Origin of the sequence: Porphyromonas sp. COT-052 OH4946 (assembly GCF_000765965.1) — a bacterium.
In the GTDB taxonomy this organism is placed as follows: Bacteria; Bacteroidota; Bacteroidia; order Bacteroidales; family Porphyromonadaceae; genus Porphyromonas; species Porphyromonas gulae.
Map to the genome: position 1 here is coordinate 25,776 of NZ_JQZY01000029.1, position 18,792 is coordinate 44,567.

An 18,792-nucleotide genomic window follows, 5' to 3' on the forward strand; every position below is an offset into this window, starting at 1 on the left:
TTGGGCGGGATCGTTCTACAATTGGTTTACCGGTTCTTTCTATAATTCTACTTTAGGTTGACAGCCCTTACCCNGTTCTACAATTGGTTTACCGGTTCTTTCTATAATTCTACTTTAGGTTGACAGCCCTTACCCTTAGGTCTAATTTCGGTTGACACGAGCAAAGTTAGCTTTTTGTCTGACATTCATTCTTCGGTATAGCTCGGGGGCAATCTCCGGCCAATGTTCGATCCTTGCCAGTAAGGGATTTTCAGACTCCGGTGCAATGACTTGCATAGGCGTTTTCGCCCTTAGAGCTTGATGTGGACGCGCCTCGTTGTACATGCGCACGGCTCGGTCTACAGAAAGGAGTGCTTGATCAAAAGATTGTTTCCAAGAGGAGATGTGCCATGAGTTCTTGAGCGTATTGTTCATCCGCTCGGCCAATGCATTATGCAGAGGATCTCCCGTCTGAGTCATACTGATGCGCCAGCCTCGCCCATGCAACAGATCGGTGTAACTCTTACCGGCATACTGAATGCCTCGGTCGCTATGATGAATCATATTGGTCGTATCAATTTGATGTTGATCGTAGAAAGCAAAGGCTTGATGCAGAGCATTCAAACAGCCTTCAACTTCCAGGGTCGGATGTAAGCAATACCCTACGATACAGCGACTATAGGCATCGGTCAGTAGGGAGAGATAGGCAAACCCATCTTGGTAAGCCACGTAGGTGATGTCTGCTACGAGGAGTTCCCCCGGCCTTTGAGGCACAAACTTAGGCTCACTGCACAGAACATCTTCCTCGTGCCTAGCTAAATCGTTGAGATGACGTTTATAAAAGGCCTGACGGCTGAAGCCAAGCAGTTCGCAGAGCCGAGCAATGGGATGGCTACGCTCCGGCTCTGATAAACGGTGAACTACTTGGCTTCGGAGTTTTTTCGTATCCGGATGCCGTAGGTTTCTTCTGCCAACTCAACAAGTAGCTTGTAGGCTTGATGACCTAGTTCTTCTCGCTTGAGACGACTCTTGAGGATACGATTCTCTTTACGTAGTTGCTCTAACTCTTCTTTTTCATTGAGTGTCAGCTCACTCTGGGGGGATTGGGACGCTTTCATTGGGACCGGATGAACTTTATCTTCGAGTCCAAATTTACGAAGCCATTGAGGAATAAGACCACGACTGATGCCATATTTCCTTCCAATGGCACCTTGGCTCTGTGCCCCGGAGAGGTAATCCTCTAGGATGGCAAGGCGTTCAAAGTTGCTTAAATGTTTGCCCATAATGGATACTGGTTGCATCCCGCCAACTGTCAACTTTTTTCAGTACACGTCANCCTCTAGGATGGCAAGGCGTTCAAAGTTGCTTAAATGTTTGCCCATAATGGATACTGGTTGCATCCCGCCAACTGTCAACTTTTTTCAGTACACGTCAGCATGACGTGTACTGAAAAATGTTGGTAGCCACTGAGGCGGTTAATTCCATCTTGGCTCGACACCGTTTTGGGCTATGACCGATTAAGGATTTACCCCTGTCTTCCATGAATCTGCCGACTTGATCGTTTTCAGCATATCTATACATACAAAAAGGCCACCCCTTCATATGAAAGAGCGGCCGTATCTGTCTCTGTTTCTAACCTAACCTGAAATTATTCGGCAGGATGGATAGCTTCAGAAGGGCATGCTGCAGCACAAGTGCCACAATCAATACATGTGTCTGCATCGATTTTATAGATGCTACCTTCAGAGATAGCTGATACCGGACATTCATCAATGCATGATCCGCATGCTACACAACTGTCATTAATAACGTAAGCCATAGTTTTGTAATAGTTTTATGGTAAGACAAATCTTGTTTATCGTATCGCTTTTCTGAAACAAAGGTAGAAAGAAAACTGGATGTACCAACATATAGGTATATGAATTTTTTCTCGCGTTTCTATCCTATGGAATTAACTCGTTGGTTTTCTAATGTATTAAAGGGATTGCAAAGAAATTTTGGGCAATAAGTATTCGAGGGAAGTAGTATCGAGATACAAGAAAAAAGCGAATGGAATACCTATAGAGAGCTATATATGCTTGTTACCGGCAATCATTCCCACATAAAATTGGCATGAGATCAGGCAATAGGAATTAAGAAGAAATAAGGTGTTGTTTATTTCTCCCTTGGTCGGGCTTCCTTAGTAGAGGCAGCGGAAGAGAAGAAAGAGAGAAGGAAATCCGAAAATGCACGACGAACAGGTGTGGAAGAAGAAAAATCATTGCCAATCAAAACAACACTGTACCATTCCCCTTGGAATCGCACATAGCCGGCATAACCTAAAATACCCCGCATACTACCACTCTTGAGGTATGCCTCTATTGCTTCGTCCTTCATGAAGCTCTTCACTGTACCCTCTCTTCCGGCAAGAGGTAGGCTGTTCATGAACGAAGCGGTAACAAGATCGCCACGACTGATCATATCGATCAGTATTTGGCTGAGCGCATTCGGGCTAAAGTGGTTTCTACGGGAGAGACCGGATCCATCCGAGAGAGAAATGTCCGTATGCTGCAATCCTGTTTGGGAAGCCCAATAGTTTTGGACAACGGACAAACCTCGCTCTGTAGTATTGCCCCGATGGTTTTTCGATGCAAGGGGAGCTAATTGTTTCACAAAAGCCTCTGCAAAATGGTTCAGACTACGAAAATTCATTACTCGCACCAATGAATCCAATGGAAGGGATTCATAGATTAATAATTCTTGAGTGATCGGTACAGCTTGGTACGAAGCGCGGCTCTCTCCTTGGCACAAAGTACCCGCAGCCGATAATAGGCCTTTGGCCCATGCTGCTCCGTATAGAGCAGGGTCGGGTAAATCCGTCTTGAGACGATAGGAAGCAATATTTGTCGGAAGTACCCCCGTAAGTGTTCGCTTGAGATTCAGCCCTTCGCCATAGCATCCGGCCGTATCCTTCCCTCGGCGGATCACCTTGATTCTGTTTTCCCACCGGACTTCCGGATGAGGAGGCTCTATTCTCAAAATACGAGCTTCCGAACCTGCTTTGCCTGTAGCAAGGATGATGTCTATTCTGTTATCATTGATGTTAAATCCATAGACGCCGGCTCCGAAATAGTTGCCCTTGTCCTCATCAAGCCAGCTCTCATTGACTCCCTCACGGTCAAAAGCTGATGCATCGATGATAATATCCCCTGTTATTTCTTTTATACCCCATTGCTTCATGGCATCGACCAGAGCATAGGCAAATCGACCGGAGTCAGTCGGTAAATAGTTGGATGCAAGAGAAGGATCGCCTCCTCCTTTAATGATGAGGTTACCATCCAGAATCCCTTTTCGAATTTTGCCATCAATTCCTACTTTGGTATAAAATGGCATTTCGAGTCCCTTCAGGCGCAAAATGGATGCAGAGGTTACGAGCTTGACCAGAGAAGCCGGACAAAACTGTTCGTTTCCGCGATTGGATACGAAAAGGCTATCGTCCCGGCAGCGACGTATCTCCACGCCGATACGACTTTTTGTCTGCCTTTCAGCCTTCTTGATAATACCTATCGCACCCTTGTCTTGTGCAGAAAGGCTCTGCCCAAGAATGGCCAAAAGAATCAGCAAAAGATATTGTTTTATTATACGAGACGAGGGCATGAGTGCGTTGGGTGAATGGCTTTTTGTTTAGAAAATGACCTCCATTAAACAATGGCGATAGAACGGTTAGGCTCAAACAGCTGTCCGCTCATTGTCCAACTCCTCGTAAATAGAGTTTTTGCTAACAAATTCGGGCACCATCTCTTTGAGTAATCGTACTGTTCCTGTCATATCAACGTCTTTGGCCTTTTGCTCCAAAAGAGGGAGGAGTCTTTCTATCAGTTCTATGTCTACCTTACGAGTTTCCGCGATCTGAATCTTGGGGTGGATGGTAGGTTTGGTATTTTCCTTGTTATTCAGCAACTCTTCGTACAGCTTCTCTCCCGGCCGTAAGCCGGAAAAGACGATTTCAATATCCCTATCAGGTTCATATCCGGCCAACGTAATCATACGCTTGGCCAAATCATAAATTTTGACCGGCTCGCCCATATCGAACACGAATATCTCTCCACCTTCGCTCATGGAACCGGCTTCCAAGACTAACTGACAAGCCTCAGGAATAGTCATGAAGTAGCGGATGATATCCGGATGCGTGACCGTTACCGGCCCTCCTGCTGCTATTTGTTTCCTGAAAAATGGGATCACTGACCCATTGGATCCGAGTACATTCCCAAAGCGAGTGGTGACAAACCGTGTATGCCCCTGGATGCAGCCATCCTTTATCGCTTGGTCTAAAGATTGGACGACCATTTCGGCTGCTCGTTTCGTTGCTCCCATTACATTGGTCGGATTCACGGCCTTATCTGTCGATACCATCACCATGCGCTGTACTCCGTACTCAATAGCTTTGCGAGCTATCAATGTGGTACCAATCAAATTGTCCAAGACGGCCTCACATGGATTTTCCTCCATCAAGGGAACATGTTTGTATGCTGCAGCATGAAAAATGATTTCGGGCTGAAATTGCTGCAATACATAATCCAATCTGGAAACGCAACGAACATCACCGATAACCGGAGCTATTTTCTGATTCGGATAGTCTCTCTCTAATTCAAGACGTATTTCATGTAATGGCGACTCCCCCATATCAAAAAGGATGATATGCTTAACATGGAGTTTTGCAAGCTGTCGCACAATCTCGCTGCCGATCGAACCCGCTGCACCCGTGACCATGATACTTTTTTCTTTTAGTTCATGTCCGATTGACTCCATATTGAGGAATATCGGGGTGCGCCCCAAAAGATCTTCCACCTGGATTTCGCGCATCATGCGGCGTCCTTTGGGGTCTGCTTGTTCTATCGGCTTCTGACAAATAAAAAGTTTTATACGTCTTGCGATACACTCGGTAACAATATCCCTGTACTGGTCAAAAACATCCTCATTTGTAAAAAGCAATGTCTTTACACCCTGAGTGGAAATGATTTTTGCAAACCGATCAACTGTATTAAAATCAAAAATCGGAAGGCCATTAAGCCTCATTTTCCTGAGATTCGGATCACGTACGATAAAACCTTGTATATCCCATTGTCGCACCGAAGCATTGGTGATTTGATATGCCAAAGCTACACTACTACTGTCCATGCCGACTACCAAAGCTTTTCCATGGACTGCTTTGGTCCTGTTGAGTATATGATACACATAGACCACGGTTGTCCTAAAGGCTAATAGCAAAAACAACGTAAACAAGATGTCTATCAGTGTGACGAAAAAGACTAAAGGAATGGAAAAGAAAGCACAACCGACTAAAAATAGGATAGTTCCTTTACAGATACTGAAATAAAAGACTTTGCTAATCTCTCGAAATGTACTGTGGCGGATAATCCCACGGTAGAGACCAAACAAAAGCGAGAAAAGAATACTGGCAAAAAATGCGGTAGCCAAATAGAGTAAAAAAAGAATAGCCCTTTGTTCTATGCTCTTGTTAAGAAAGAAATAGACACAAAAAAAGCTAATAGCAGATGCTATACATGAGATGAGAAGATCAAATATAAAAACAACCTTTCTGCTAGCGTACGAATCTTTGAAAGATCGAAGAAGATTTACAATCAATGATCGAAAAAATTTCATCGTTAGTTATTATCATATAATTCTTGGAACAAAGATAAGAAAACAGCTATATATAATTCTTTTTCAGAGCAAGGTTCTGCAGTGAATAAGTAAACGGAAATGTCTGTTTTGTAAATATATTATAAAAGGATGTCCGAATTCGTAAAAAGATTTGGACATCAAAAAAAGAGGTGTAGCTCCGTCGGGAATCGAACCCGAATCTATGGTTTAGGAAACCACTATTCTATCCGTTGAACTACAGAGCCAAAAAGACGAGACCGACCTTAATCGGTCTCATCCGTTTTCTTTTTCGGGGACAAAGATAGGGAATAAACCAACTTAATGTTGTTCTTTCTCTTTCTTGATTAGGCGTTCTGCTGCCTCGGATGTTGCTATCTGTCGGTAGTACTCCTGACTGTAGCCGGGGAAATCAGGCATGGCACTGAACCCGTATCCATTCGTCTTGAATCGGCCGTTCTCCTCTTTCTTGCGGTTGCCATCCATATATTTTACCATCAGATATTCGCCAAGACGCTTCCAGCGCGCTGTCGCCTTCTCTGCTTCTTCGTTACTGTAATTGGTCAGGAAAGCCACGGCTTTGGCCGGATCCTGAGCATATAGTTCTTGGGCTTGCTTGTCAATAATAGGAAGCATGCGATCGCAGCCGCCTTCAAGCTCTCGTTGTACAGGTCGAATGTCTGCTATCATCTGATCATAGCGATGATATGCCATGTTGGCCACCCAGTTATGGATCCAGAAAGCCGAAGTCCAAGAGAAGTGCATCATATCGCCATTGCCTTGGCGGAAGCACTCCGGCACACGCGTAGTAGAACAATAGATAGGGGTCATAACAGCCATATCGGCATCGTCCACACCAAACCAATTGACACCACCGATTGCGTCGGGAAGCCAGTTACGCAGCTGAGCAACAAACACAAAGCCAGTCTGCTGGGTGGCAATTGCACGCTCATTGACGTACTCTTTGCCATCTACTTCGAAGCTCATCGGACGCCAACGGTAAGGCACTTTGTAGGGGCCGGCACCCGGATCGTTCGTCATACACAGTGAAGTGCCTTCATAGTGATCGCGCATCATATCACGCACATCGGCTACAGAGAGTTTGCGATCGGGGACAATGTAGAGAGGCATCTTATCCTTGCTTTGATTCCTGATGAATGCTTCGTACTTGCCCATACGCGAATTGAACTTATTGAAGAATGCCCATACGCGTGCTTCACAACCGCGAAGACCTCCTTCGGTATAGGGGTTGTATGCTTCCTGGAAACTGAAGTCCTTGTCAGCTCCTTTGAAGAAGCCCATTTCGCGAGCGAATGAAACTACATCCGGAGAGTAGAGATAATCTTTGCTCTTGAAATCGATTTGTTGGATACGAGCCTGATTGGCATGTGCACTGATGGCATTGTCGGGAATGCGTACAGCTACCCACACGGCTCCTTTGCGCCCCTTGCCCTTGCCGATCATTTCCAGAATCCAGACTTCGTTCTTATCGGCAATGCTAAAACTTTCGCCACTGCTGTGATAGCCAAATTCTTTTACCAAATTGGTCATAACGTCTATGGCCTCACGAGCTGTTTTAGAACGCTGGAGAGCCACATAGATCAGGCTACCGTAGTCCATGATACCATCGCTTTCAGCCAATTCGGGACGTCCGCCCCATGTCGTCTCCGCAATAGCTACTTGATGTTCGTTCACATTGCCGATCACATTATAGGTATGCGCTACTTCCGGAATGAATCCAAGAGGTTTGTTCGTGTCCCATTCGACGATTTGGCGCATCGTTCCTTTGGCCCAGTCACGAGCAGCCCAGTGGTACAGCTCACCATAGAGTGTATGTGAATCTGCCGAATAGCTGATGATTACCGAACCGTCCGTCGAAGCTCCTTTGGCTACGATAAGATTAGTACATGCGTCTGCCTTAGGAGTCGCTACAACGATTCCCAATAGCACAGCACAGAGAAAACCGAATTTTCTTTTCATAAAGATGAGCAAAAGTTATGATTGTGATTATTGATTTTATGCTTCTATGATTTCAGGGCTTCTATTTACAAACGTACCGCCGTAAAAGAATCTCACCAAAGGTAAGGCATTCGGATGAAACAAAGAATAAGGTACCCGTACAGCCTCATTGGCTACGACTCAATCCGGAAGCCAGATAGGCATCCGCCAGTGTCAGCCAAGCCATAGCCTCCACCACAGGAACCGCACGCGGCACCACGCAAGGATCGTGCCGTCCTTTTGCAGAAAGCAATATGCTTTCGCCCTGTTGATTGACAGTATGTTGCTCTCGGCCAATAGTCGGGGTAGGCTTGAATGCTATACGAAAATGAATATCCTGACCGGTGCTGATCCCTCCGCTAATACCTCCCGAATGATTGGACAGAAACGAAACGCCTCCCTCTTCTCCGCCGACCATCTGATCATTGGCTTCGGAGCCACGCATGGAGGCCAAGGCAAATCCATCTCCGATCTCAAATCCTTTGGCTGCATTGATGCTTAGCATGGCAGCTCCAAGGGCAGCATGGAGTTTGCCGTAAAGAGGTTCACCCCAACCGGCCGGAACGCCACTTATATGGCAATCGACTATGCCTCCCACACTGTCGGATTCGTCCTTGGCTGTTTCTATTACAGCTCCCATCTGTCTGGAAACATCGGGGGCAGGGCAACGAATGGGGGAGGACTCTACTTCTTCAAGGCTATAATTCTTGGCCTTTTCCTGAGGTAGGCGGACGGAGCCGATTTGTGACGTGTAGGCTGTACACCGGATTCCCAATGGAGCAAGTAGTTGTTTGGCAACGGCTCCTGCCACTACGCGGATAGCAGTCTCGCGTGCGGAAGAACGTCCTCCACCACGGGGATCTCGGATACCGTATTTATGGAAATATGTATAGTCAGCGTGTCCCGGACGAAAGATGGTGCTGAGATTGTCGTAGTCGGCAGAACGTACATCTTTATTATCTATTATAAATGCAATGGGAGCACCGGTGGTTCTTCCCCGAAATAGGCCGGAGACGAACTGTACCATATCGCTCTCTTGTCGGGGAGAGGTATAAGACGACTGCCCGGGACGGCGACGAAGCAACTCTTGCTCGATAGCTTCCGTATCCACGAAAAGCCCTGCCGGACAGCCGTCAATGATACCCCCGATAGCCTTGCCGTGGGATTCGCCGAATGTAGTCAGCCGGAATAGCTTGCCTATTGTATTCATAACGATGTATAACAGCCGTGTTTGTGTTTGCAATATTCTCTGCTTCAGACAGTGTTTCTGACAAAGAGGAGATGCAGAGAAATTAAAAAGCTCCAAGCCATTGCTTTTTTAGAGACAACGGTTTGGAGCTTTTCTCTGTTTATTATTCGTTCCGATCAGTGACAGCCACAACCGCTGCCGCAGTCGCAACCATCTGACGATGATTCTCTTTCGCAGCTACAACCGCAACCGCAGCCGGACTGGCCTCCAAAGAACTGCTCGATCTCTTCTGCTGTTGCTTCGCGCTCTTCGATGATTTCTCCTACAAAATGAAGATTCTCACCGGCTAAAGGATGGTTGAAGTCCATTACCACTACATCGTCCCGAACTTCCAGTACGGAGCCTTGCAGGGTGTTGCCTTCGGCATCGCGCATCGGCACGGTGTTGCCTTCGTATACGATGGAAGAGTCGAATCGGCCTTCCTCGTCCTTGAAAATATCTTTGGGCAGCTCCAGTACGGCATCCTCCTGACGTGCCCCGTAGGCATCTTCGCTCTTAAGTTCGAAGTCGAACCTGTCACCGACATTCAGTCCGAACAAATTCTTTTCAAACTCAGGCAACATCATACCCATACCGTGTATATAACGCAGTGGTTGCTCTGCCGTAGCTTGCTCCATCAACTCTTTTTCTTCTGCAGATCCTACGTATAAGTCATAGCTGCAGATCACAAATTTATTTGCTGAAATACTCATTTTACCAAAATTATCTTGTTAAACGCCACCAAAAGTAGCATAAAAGGGGGTCACTCGTAACTGCTCTGTAGAAACAGACGGGCAAATTTCCTCTCTGCGGCTCTCAATGCCATCACTTTGCGCATCGGCAGCACACGTTTGAATTTGTAGTAGTACTCCTTCTCCAGCCGTGCCTCAGCTATTTTATTGTCCAAGCTCTTATTGATGATCAGCTCCATGTCGCTATCGGTCAATTCGGGTTTTCTTTCCATCAGAGCTCGCTTCTGCCGAACATCTTTCCATAGGTCGTAACGCTTCGTGTCCAGTTCGTTGTATAGTGGGAGGAAAGCATCCGCCTCTTCCCGTGTCAGCTCCAACTCAAGAATGAAAAAGGAATTACGCTGATTCATGAACTCCTTCTTTCTTCCCTGTTGTTCACATTCCTGATATTTGGTGGCCAAAGAGTAGGGAGGCATAGCAGCCTGCAAGAGGGTTGGCAGCATGGCTGCCAATATAATAGTAAGAGAGAAGATTCGCTTCATACCGATTTAGATGGGGTGCGAGTGTCGTCCGATCATTCGCTGAAATCCGTTAGTACCCATTCGTCCGACACTGTCTCAGCACAGTTGTCATGGAGGAAATCCCTATAATCGGTGTCCTCGTTCCATCTGGCATCACCATGGTCCAATGCCACAAGTCCGGCCGATGTGGAGGTCGCTTTACCGGTATCCCCACTTTCTCCGAAAAGGCTGAAAGCCTTGAACATCCCGATCATCAGCAGGAATGATGCCGCCAAATAAAGCAATGGGCGTAGTTTATGCCACAATGCTACAGAATGCACCATCTCATCACTCTCTGCTTCTACAGCAGGGATCTGAGCCATGAGCTTGTCCGTAAAAGAGGAAAAGTAGTCATCCGGCACAGAGTAGTGTCGTGCACTATCCTCTTTCGGTCGGATATTCACATCGGGGTCGAACTGTTTCATGCGAGCTTAGTTAGTTACGATTATAGAGACTTCTTATTAGGGCGGGTTTAATCATCAGGCAACAAAAAACGCTCCAACTTCTTGACTGCATGGTGGTACGAAGCCTTGAGTGCTCCTTCCGAGGTGCCGGTGATCTCGGCCATTTTTTCGTAGGGCATTTCGTCGTAATAGCGAAGGTTGAACACCAAGCGCTGCTTGTCGGGCAATTCCAATATAGCCTTTTGGAAAGCGATCTCGGCCTCATCCCCATCGAAATAGACATCCCCCGTAAGGTTGTCCAGCAGATAGGAGTTTTCGTCCGTGATCGATATATTCATGTCGTCTTCGATCTTTTTCTTCTTCAGGAAATTGAGCGATTCGTACATGGCTATCCGATAGAGCCACGTAGAGAGTTTGGCTTCCCCCCGAAATCCGTCCAATGCACTCCATGCCTTCATAAAAGTATTTTGGAGCAAGTCGTCCGTGTCGTCATGACTGAGCACCATCCGACGGATTTGCCAGTAGAGTTTACGGTTGTAGAGGCGTACCACCTTTTCGAAGGCCGTACGCCGCCTTGCCGGATCTCTCAGCTCTTCCAGCAACTCTTCTTCCGAAATCAATAGCTTGTCAGCCATAATGATGCCGTAAAGATAGCAAAAGAGCGCTTTATCCATGTCAAAAAAGCCAAAGATTCAGCTCATACGATATTCCACATCAAGTTCCTTTTATCTTGTTGCCTTTACCGAAAAGTATTATAAATGCTTTTGGCTTATCCCCCAAAAAATACGCGCCAAAAAAGTTTTCAACAACGAAGATGAGTTTGGAATGATTCTAAATAAGCACCTAAATGGAAATGGATTATGAAGTCAAAAAACAGAGGGGACGAATTTTTTACGCTCAAAACATGCTTTTCGTAAGAGCAGATAACGATCTATATAAAAATCGTTTGCAATAAATATATAGATCGTTTTCCATTTGTATATAAATCGTTTTCCATTTATATATAGATCGAAAGTCATTTCTATATAAATAGCAGACTGAAAAAGACCTTTCAGAGAGCTGAAATAAAAGAGGCACGCGTACGATTCGTGGTCGAACCGTGCGCGTGCCTTTCCCCTTTGAAGACGTATCAGAGGGCTTATTCCAGGCTATTCGTCATAGGGATATATGCTATTTGTCCGAATACCGAGACAGAGTGTACAGGAATGGAATGTACACGACAAGATTGTCCGGAAGGATGCGAGATATAAAAGCCTTCAATGTGCATATTCAATGAATGTAAAAGTTTATTTTCCAAGTAGTTCTATTCAAGCAATCGGCTCTCCCCATAGCAACATTCAATTTCCGAATAGAGAGCTTCATCATGATGACAAAAGTAAGAAAATATTCAGTCTCAGAAAGCGAACCGATTCGAATCCCTGGGTCTGCAGATTCCACCTATCTTTGTAATCGATCTCATTCAATCCTGACATCCAATATGTCTATTCTCCATTCCTTTAATAAGGATACCATCTGTGCTGTTGCTACTGCCTCAGGTGTAGGCGGTATTGCTGTAATTCGAGTTTCGGGTGCGGAGGCTCTGTCCATTGCACTTCGGCTTTTTAGTCCAAAGGGTAAGGCATTAAGTCCCGAGAGCATTCGCCCACGCCATGCCTATTATGGCGAAGTGTGGCACGAGGGCGAACTCATCGACGAACTCATTCTGACCTACTTCCACGCTCCCCACTCCTTTACAGGCGAAGACACCATAGAGCTTGCCTGCCACGGCTCGGTTTATATCCGCCGTCGCTTGCTGGAGGTGCTGATGGCAGAGGGTTGTCGCATGGCTGAGCCGGGCGAATACTCTCGCCGTGCCTACCTCAATGGGCGAATGGATCTGAGCAGTGCCGAGGCGGTAGCAGACATCATCGCCAGCGAAAGCAAGGCGCAGCACCAAATGGCGATGAAGCAACTGCGTGGCGGATATAGCGAGGAGCTGAATGCTCTGCGAGAGGAACTCCTACGACTAACAGGGCTTATGGAGCTAGAACTTGATTTCCCCGAGGAAGATGTAGAGTTTGCCGACCGTACCGAGCTCCTTGCACTTTGTGACCACATCGAACTTAAACTCCAAAAACTCATTGACAGCTATCGCCTTGGTAATGCCGTCAAGCGTGGCATCCCCGTGGCAATTGTTGGCACGACTAATGTTGGCAAGAGTACCCTGCTCAATACCTTGCTCGGCGAAGAGCGTGCGATTGTGAGCGATATCCACGGCACCACGCGCGACACGATCGAGGACACGATGCACATCGGAGGCTACCTCTTCCGCTTCGTCGATACGGCAGGCCTCAGAGAGACCGAAGACACCATTGAGAACCTCGGCATTGAGCGTAGCCGAAGCAAAATCAAAGAGGCGGATATTATCCTTGCCGTGGTGGACGGCACGCGCATCGGCGAGGCTAATCAGCTGGACTACATCAAGAGCATTTGGGTCGAAAGGGAGGAGCGAACGGTCATTCTACTCGCCAATAAAAGCGAAAGCCTCACCGAGACCGACCGAATCGGGCTCAGCGAGGCTCTGCAAACGAAGCTTTCAACATCCACGACTCCGATATTTATTTCGGCTCGTGAGGCTAAGGGGATTGACGAACTCAAAGGCGAACTCACTCGCGTCATGGACAGCTCTGGGGCGAACGAAGCCGACCTCATTGTGAGCAATGCTCGCCATCATCAGCTCCTGCGTGAGGCCTATGATGCACTTCAGCGGATGCGTTCGGGCTTCGATTTGGGTCTTTCGACTGACTTGCTCACGCTCGACCTCAGGCACGCCATTACCTCAATCGGCGAAATCACCGGCCGCGAAATCACCAGCGACGACACCCTCCACTACATCTTCGCCCACTTCTGCATTGGAAAATAACTAACATTAATAACTACAACTTATGAGTACTATTACTTTAGATGAACTGATTCAACAAGGAAAAGAACTTAAGCCAGCCCCACGCAACGTGTAAGGGGTTGGAGGATTCAGCTGGTACGAATGGTCATCGGATGAACATCAAGAATCGTATAGTTCTTGGAAAAATACCTGTAAACGATTTCTTGCTGGGAATTTTCAGAATGATATCAGTCATAACGACTTTGAAAAAGCTATAAAACAATTTGAGGAGGGAGAAAAATATCCTGAGGATTTTCAAGAAATAATCGGCGTATTGCAAGGGTATAAGAGTATCCCAAGTATCATTAAAATCAACTCGAATTCCTCAAATACGAATTCTAATAAAAACTCTGTTAATGTTCATGTAAACAATAACAACAGCAACTCACAGCAACAAAGCCAAGAGCAAAAACTTGCGTTTGACTTATTTATTTCAGCAATTGATGATGAGCTAACGGGTAAGCAGAGAAAGGAACTCAAAGCCTATCTGGAAGAATCTAAAGAGCTACCCGAAGCGGAAAGGAAACAAGGGATTGTCGAAAAGCTAAAAAGTTTTGGCAAAGACTTGGGACTTAATATTCTCGCGAACATCATTACTAATCCCTCGATATGGGGAGGGCTTTAGGCAAGATATATAAATGTAATGGGGGCTGCGCCAAAATTCATTTTGACACAGCCCCTCTAAATTTTTCGTGGGAGGGTCTATCGGAAGGGTATCAGCTAAGACCCTCGATGAAACCGTCTACTATATCTATATGTACTGCTTGCGGCTCTTTGGGAAGTCCGGGCATACGCATGATCTCTCCGATGATAACGACGAGCATACCTGCTCCGCGATTGATAACGATGTCGGAAACTTTTAGCTCGAATCCTCTTACATCACCCTTGGCTTTGGGGTCGGATGAGAAAGAGTACTGTGTCTTGGCAATACAAACAGGAAGATGATCCAATGACTGCATAGCCACCTTCTTCAGTTTGCTCTCTGCTTTGGAGCTATACACCACACCTCCTGCGCTGTAGATTTCCTTGGCAATCTTTTCGATCTTTACTTTCACGGGGTTCTGCGGCTCATAAGCGTAGTTGAGAGGCTTGGACGGATTGTTTTCTACTGTCTCTACGACCAGTTTTGCCAGTTCTTCCGCACCCTTTCCTCCTTCAGCGAAAGCGCTGTTTACAGCAAAGCCTACACCCTGTGCCGCACAATGCTCGCGAACGATGCTGATTTCTTCTTCCTCATCGGTGTCGAAACGGTTGAAGGCAACGACTACCTGCTGACCGAATTTTTTCAGATTGTATATGTGGCGATCCAGATTGGCCAGACCTCTTCTGAGGGCTTCGGCATTGGGCGCTTTGATTTCCGTTTCGGCAACACCTCCGTGCAACTTGAGGGCACGCAGAGTGGCTACCAGAACCGTCAGCTTGGGTGCTACACCCAATTCACGACATTTGATGTCGAGGAACTTCTCTGCTCCCAGATCGGCACCGAAACCGGCCTCCGTAACGGCATACTCACCGAAAGAGAGCGCCATCTTAGTGGCCAAAATGGAGTTACAGCCGTGGGCGATATTAGCAAAAGGACCACCGTGTACAAACGCCGGCGTATGCTCTGTGGTTTGTACAAGATTGGGCTTTACGGCATCTTTGAGCAAGACGGCAATCGATCCGGCTATGCCGAGATCCTTAACCGTAAAGGGTGCACCGTCTTTGGTATAGCCGAGAAGAATATTCTCAAGACGGCTGCGGAGGTCTTCAAAGTCTTTGGCCAGACAGAGGATAGCCATGATCTCGGAAGCCGGCGTGATGTCGAAACCTGTCTGACGAGGTATTCCGTCCGAGATGGTACCCAATCCCGTAACGGCATTGCGCAAAGAGCGGTCGTTAACGTCCAATACACGCTTCCAAAGTACTTCCGAAAGTCCATCGCAGGTATTGCGGTTCTGATAGATATAGTTCTCCAGAAGGGCGGTAATCATGTTGTGAGCCGAAGTGACGGCATGGAAATCACCTGTGAAGTGGAGGTTGATGTTCTCCATGGGCAACACTTGTGCGTAGCCACCACCGGCAGCCCCCCCCTTCATACCGAAGCATGGACCGAGCGAAGGCTCACGCAAGGCTACGATAGCCTTCTTACCGATATGGTTGAGACCCAAGGCCAATCCGATGGAGACAGTGGTTTTTCCCACACCGGCCTTGTTCGGCGTAATGGCTGTCACGAGAATCAGATTTCCCTTTTTTACTTTCTCTTCATCGATACAACTTAGCGGCACTTTGGCTATGTATCGTCCGTATGGCTCTAATTGCTCGACAGGCAGGTCAATAGACTCTGCGATCTGTTCGATTTTTTGCAGTTCGATCTCGCGTGCAATCTGAATGTCCGATTTCATCCTGTTTTATTTTTGAAGTTTGAGATTCCTTTTTTGAGGTGTTTTTATTCACTATGTATATAACAAAAAAAGAAGAGATCGGTTGTATGGTCGGGGAAAAAGCTTACCTTTCGAAAGATTTTTCAGAAAGACTTAAATCATAAAAATGCACTACTATGGCTACTAAAGGGAAAAAAAAGAATTTCGTGCTGGACACCAATGTGATCTTGCACGATTATGAATGCATAGAAAAATTCGAAGAAAACGACATCTATATTCCTATCGTATCGCTCGAAGAGTTGGATAAGTTCAAAAAAGGAAGCGAACAAATCAACTTCAACGCAAGAGCCTTTGTGCGCCGTCTGGATGAAATATCCGATCAGGACCTGTTCAAAAAAGGTGCTTCCCTGGGAGACGGTCTGGGGAGAATCTTTGTCAAGATCAATGGCCAGTATCATAATAAAGTAAAAGAAGCATTCGGCGAAAATAAAGCCGACCATCGCATCCTGTCCATTGCTATGACTCTGGCCGATGAGCAGCCGAATATCAAGACTATCCTCGTCACCAAAGATGTAAATCTACGGATGAAAGCGCGTTCCCTCGGAATGCTCGTAGAGGATTACATCAATGACAAAGTGACTCGAGTAGACCTTTTCGAAAATGCAGAGCCCGAGTACGAAGGTGTCGATGGCGACCTGATCGATCGTATCTATGCCTCCAAAGACGGCATCGACATAGACGAATGGGAATTGGGTTCGAAGATCGATCCTAACGATTGCTTCGTGATGAAGAGCGAACGCAACAGCGTATTGGCTCGTTATAATCCCTTCACCGGTAAGATCGTACGGGTAGAGAAAGGACACTATTTCGGGATCCAACCGCGCAATGCCGAGCAGACCTTTGCTATGCACATGCTCACAGATCCGGACGTGAAGCTGATCGGGCTGACGGGGAAAGCCGGTACGGGCAAGACGTTGTTGGCCTTGGCAGCGGCTCTCAGTCAGGAGCAGTCCTACAAACAAATCCTGCTGGCACGCCCCATCGTCTCATTGGCCAATAAGGACTTGGGCTTCCTGCCGGGCGATGAGAAAGCCAAGGTGGCACCGTACATGCAACCTCTCTTCGACAATCTGAATGTAATCAAAGGACAGTTTGCTCAGAACAGCAGCGAACTCCGCAGGTTGGACGAAATGCAGAAAACCGAAAAACTCGTTATCGAGGCACTGGCATACATCAGAGGACGTAGCGTGTCGGATACGATATTTATCGTCGATGAAGCTCAAAACCTGACGCCCCACGAGATCAAGACGATTATCACCCGTGCCGGAGAAGGTAGCAAACTGATTTTTACGGGCGACATCGAGCAGATCGACTCACCATACCTCGATGCCCAAAGCAACGGATTGGCCTATATGATCGAAAGGATGAAAGGGCAACCGCTCTTTGCCCATGTCAATCTGATCAAGGGAGAACGAAGCGAGCTGAGCGAATTGGCCAGCGATTTGCTCTGATTTCGTTTCCTCAAGGAAAAACAAAGAGGCCGACGTTCGATGTCTATTATTCGAACGTCGGCCTCTTTTCTTTGTCAACTCGCTAAGCGCGATTGCCCTCTCGCCGGTGTAAGAAGATTATAGCAGTGAAGTAAATTCGAGAATTTCTTAGCAATGCGTGCTTCTGTATTTCATATATTTGTTTCTCAAATAGTAAGATTTAATAAGAAGTTAATGGGGAAAACTGTAACGACATATTTGGTCGATGGCGATCCGAAAGGAACTCAATACGCATTTATCAGCAATAAGATTTGTCAGATGTACGTGGTGCCACGTTCCGACCTCTCTTACCTGAACGAACAAGAGAAGCTGCATAAACCGGCATTCTATATACTGATAGGCGAAGACGAAACTACCAAACCGCAGGCCTATATAGGAGAGACGGAAAACTTCAGAGAGCGCGTAAAAGACCATGAGAACAAAAAATCATTTTGGCAGAAGGCTCTTATTTTTGTTTCGAAGGATGCCGATATGACGAAGGTCGATGTGCAATATCTGGAACACAAAGCCATTGCAGAAGCCAAGAAGTCAAACACTTTTATCCTCAACGAGAATAAGCAAGTGCCCAAAGCACCGAACCTGCCGGAATATCAGAGGGATACGATGGATGAGTTTTTCGAGGACATCAAGTTTCTCGCTTCTTTCATTGGGTGCAACATCTTCGAGATCACGAAGCCCAAAGAGGAGCATCTCTTTTATGCGAAAGGTAGGGGCTGCGATGCCAAAGGATTTTACAGTTCGTCCGGTTTTACTGTGTTGAAAGGAAGCATTATAGCCGAAAAAAGTACTCCTTCTTTTCATTGGAAGGAGAAAAGAGAAAAACTGATAAGTGAATATGCCACGAAAAAAGGCCTTGCATTGATTGTGACATCGGATATACCATTTTCCAGTCCGAGTACTGCAGCCATGTTTTGTCTTGGTCGAAGTGCCAATGGATGGGATGAATGGAAAGACAAAGAACACATAACTCTGGATGCCATTTATCGCAAGCAATTGGAATAATTAACCGCCGTCTATTAGTAAAGCAATCGGATTATCAGGCACGAAGGCCCTATAAAGGCTGGTAAGTGGATAATAATCAAATAGAACGTGAAGAATGTGTTGTACATAATATTGAGCGGTCTTTTACAGCTTGTCTCGCTTATAGGAGCACCTTGTCCAAAAAGCAAGACGGTCCAGAACCATATTTTATATATTTTGGTGGCCAAGCACTTATCATAGGTTCAAACATATATACTATAAGTAAATGTCAAGTAATATAGCTTTTCGAAAAATCTTCCCTCATGAGTATTGTATGTTGGAGAGCTTTTTGTACGAAGCCATTTTTATACCTGAGGGAGTAGAGCCTCCTCCGTATGACATTATTTAGTCGTCCCTTAAAATTCTTTTTAATCTCTGATATTCAGCAAATTAGTTTGCGAATATCTTTGCTAAATCTGCAAGTTTTCTTATCTTCAT

At 46.3% G+C, this 18,792-nt stretch carries 14 protein-coding genes, 1 tRNA gene and 1 pseudogene; 4 read left to right on the top strand and 12 right to left on the bottom strand.

The window, feature by feature from the left end; all coding sequences use genetic code 11:
- Nucleotides 1-141: 141 nt before the first annotated feature.
- The 11 genes and pseudogenes from HQ50_RS10955 to HQ50_RS09675 form a co-directional block, all read right to left on the bottom strand.
- A pseudogene (locus tag HQ50_RS10955) lies at nucleotides 142-1,280 on the bottom strand (IS3 family transposase).
- 347 nt (nucleotides 1,281-1,627) lie between these two features.
- Nucleotides 1,628-1,798, bottom strand: coding sequence for a DUF362 domain-containing protein (locus HQ50_RS10960; protein WP_010956309.1), 171 nt, complete (start codon nucleotides 1,796-1,798; stop codon nucleotides 1,628-1,630).
- A 335-nt stretch (nucleotides 1,799-2,133) separates the two neighbouring features.
- On the bottom strand, nucleotides 2,134-3,582 hold the full coding sequence (dacB, locus tag HQ50_RS09635) for a D-alanyl-D-alanine carboxypeptidase/D-alanyl-D-alanine-endopeptidase (RefSeq protein ID WP_235317994.1): 1,449 nt from the start codon (nucleotides 3,580-3,582) through the stop codon (nucleotides 2,134-2,136).
- Between the two features lie 105 nt (nucleotides 3,583-3,687).
- On the bottom strand, nucleotides 3,688-5,622 hold the full coding sequence (locus HQ50_RS11745; protein WP_039430127.1) for a nucleoside-diphosphate sugar epimerase/dehydratase: 1,935 nt from the start codon (nucleotides 5,620-5,622) through the stop codon (nucleotides 3,688-3,690).
- A 173-nt stretch (nucleotides 5,623-5,795) separates the two neighbouring features.
- Nucleotides 5,796-5,867 (bottom strand) — tRNA-Arg (locus tag HQ50_RS09645).
- A gap of 73 nt (nucleotides 5,868-5,940) precedes the next feature.
- On the bottom strand, nucleotides 5,941-7,599 hold the full coding sequence (locus HQ50_RS09650) for a dipeptidase (protein ID WP_039430130.1): 1,659 nt from the start codon (nucleotides 7,597-7,599) through the stop codon (nucleotides 5,941-5,943).
- 145 nt (nucleotides 7,600-7,744) lie between these two features.
- Nucleotides 7,745-8,827 carry a chorismate synthase gene (gene aroC, locus HQ50_RS09655; RefSeq protein WP_039430132.1) on the bottom strand — a complete coding sequence of 361 codons (1,083 nt, stop codon included), beginning with the start codon at nucleotides 8,825-8,827 and terminating at the stop codon, nucleotides 7,745-7,747.
- Nucleotides 8,828-8,982: 155 nt separating this feature from the next.
- A complete protein-coding gene (locus HQ50_RS09660; protein ID WP_039430134.1) occupies nucleotides 8,983-9,558 on the bottom strand; it encodes a peptidylprolyl isomerase in 576 nt (191 codons plus the stop codon).
- Nucleotides 9,559-9,608: 50 nt separating this feature from the next.
- The gene (locus HQ50_RS09665) at nucleotides 9,609-10,079 is read right to left on the bottom strand and encodes a hypothetical protein (RefSeq protein WP_018965687.1); all 471 of its coding nucleotides are present in this window, start codon (nucleotides 10,077-10,079) and stop codon (nucleotides 9,609-9,611) included.
- Nucleotides 10,080-10,111: 32 nt separating this feature from the next.
- Nucleotides 10,112-10,522 (bottom strand): hypothetical protein, encoded by a 411-nt coding sequence (locus HQ50_RS09670; RefSeq protein ID WP_039430137.1) that lies wholly within the window; start codon nucleotides 10,520-10,522, stop codon nucleotides 10,112-10,114.
- A 47-nt stretch (nucleotides 10,523-10,569) separates the two neighbouring features.
- Nucleotides 10,570-11,136: an RNA polymerase sigma factor gene (locus tag HQ50_RS09675; RefSeq protein WP_026292307.1), complete on the bottom strand. Its 567-nt coding sequence runs from the start codon at nucleotides 11,134-11,136 to the stop codon at nucleotides 10,570-10,572.
- Nucleotides 11,137-11,978: 842 nt separating this feature from the next.
- On the opposite strand from HQ50_RS09675, the gene mnmE reads away from it, so the two are divergent.
- A complete protein-coding gene (gene mnmE / locus HQ50_RS09685) occupies nucleotides 11,979-13,403 on the top strand; it encodes a tRNA uridine-5-carboxymethylaminomethyl(34) synthesis GTPase MnmE (protein WP_039430145.1) in 1,425 nt (474 codons plus the stop codon).
- A 292-nt stretch (nucleotides 13,404-13,695) separates the two neighbouring features.
- Nucleotides 13,696-14,046, top strand: a complete 351-nt coding sequence (locus tag HQ50_RS09690) for a hypothetical protein (protein ID WP_052074941.1) — start codon at nucleotides 13,696-13,698, stop codon at nucleotides 14,044-14,046.
- 91 nt (nucleotides 14,047-14,137) lie between these two features.
- On the opposite strand, the gene HQ50_RS09695 is transcribed toward HQ50_RS09690, so the two are convergent.
- Nucleotides 14,138-15,805: a formate--tetrahydrofolate ligase gene (locus HQ50_RS09695; RefSeq protein WP_039423570.1), complete on the bottom strand. Its 1,668-nt coding sequence runs from the start codon at nucleotides 15,803-15,805 to the stop codon at nucleotides 14,138-14,140.
- A gap of 155 nt (nucleotides 15,806-15,960) precedes the next feature.
- On the opposite strand from HQ50_RS09695, the gene HQ50_RS09700 reads away from it, so the two are divergent.
- Nucleotides 15,961-17,295 (top strand): PhoH family protein, encoded by a 1,335-nt coding sequence (locus HQ50_RS09700; RefSeq protein WP_039419521.1) that lies wholly within the window; start codon nucleotides 15,961-15,963, stop codon nucleotides 17,293-17,295.
- A gap of 213 nt (nucleotides 17,296-17,508) precedes the next feature.
- Nucleotides 17,509-18,336, top strand: coding sequence for a GIY-YIG nuclease family protein (locus HQ50_RS09705; protein WP_018965523.1), 828 nt, complete (start codon nucleotides 17,509-17,511; stop codon nucleotides 18,334-18,336).
- The last annotated feature ends 456 nt before the right edge of the window (nucleotides 18,337-18,792 follow it).

What these genes read in the sequence shown, in the direction of transcription:
- mnmE (WP_039430145.1), top strand. Translation starts at nt 11,979, where the DNA reads ATGTCTATTCTCCATTCCTTTAATAAGGATACCATCTGTGCTGTTGCT.
- HQ50_RS09705 (WP_018965523.1), top strand. Translation starts at nt 17,509, where the DNA reads ATGGGGAAAACTGTAACGACATATTTGGTCGATGGCGATCCGAAAGGA.
- HQ50_RS09665 (WP_018965687.1), bottom strand. Translation starts at nt 10,079, where the DNA reads ATGAAGCGAATCTTCTCTCTTACTATTATATTGGCAGCCATGCTGCCA.
- HQ50_RS09695 (WP_039423570.1), bottom strand. Translation starts at nt 15,805, where the DNA reads ATGAAATCGGACATTCAGATTGCACGCGAGATCGAACTGCAAAAAATC.
- HQ50_RS09660 (WP_039430134.1), bottom strand. Translation starts at nt 9,558, where the DNA reads ATGAGTATTTCAGCAAATAAATTTGTGATCTGCAGCTATGACTTATAC.
- HQ50_RS09670 (WP_039430137.1), bottom strand. Translation starts at nt 10,522, where the DNA reads ATGAAACAGTTCGACCCCGATGTGAATATCCGACCGAAAGAGGATAGT.
- aroC (WP_039430132.1), bottom strand. Translation starts at nt 8,827, where the DNA reads ATGAATACAATAGGCAAGCTATTCCGGCTGACTACATTCGGCGAATCC.
- HQ50_RS09700 (WP_039419521.1), top strand. Translation starts at nt 15,961, where the DNA reads ATGGCTACTAAAGGGAAAAAAAAGAATTTCGTGCTGGACACCAATGTG.
- HQ50_RS10960 (WP_010956309.1), bottom strand. Translation starts at nt 1,798, where the DNA reads ATGGCTTACGTTATTAATGACAGTTGTGTAGCATGCGGATCATGCATT.
- HQ50_RS11745 (WP_039430127.1), bottom strand. Translation starts at nt 5,622, where the DNA reads ATGAAATTTTTTCGATCATTGATTGTAAATCTTCTTCGATCTTTCAAA.
- HQ50_RS09675 (WP_026292307.1), bottom strand. Translation starts at nt 11,136, where the DNA reads ATGGCTGACAAGCTATTGATTTCGGAAGAAGAGTTGCTGGAAGAGCTG.
- HQ50_RS09650 (WP_039430130.1), bottom strand. Translation starts at nt 7,599, where the DNA reads ATGAAAAGAAAATTCGGTTTTCTCTGTGCTGTGCTATTGGGAATCGTT.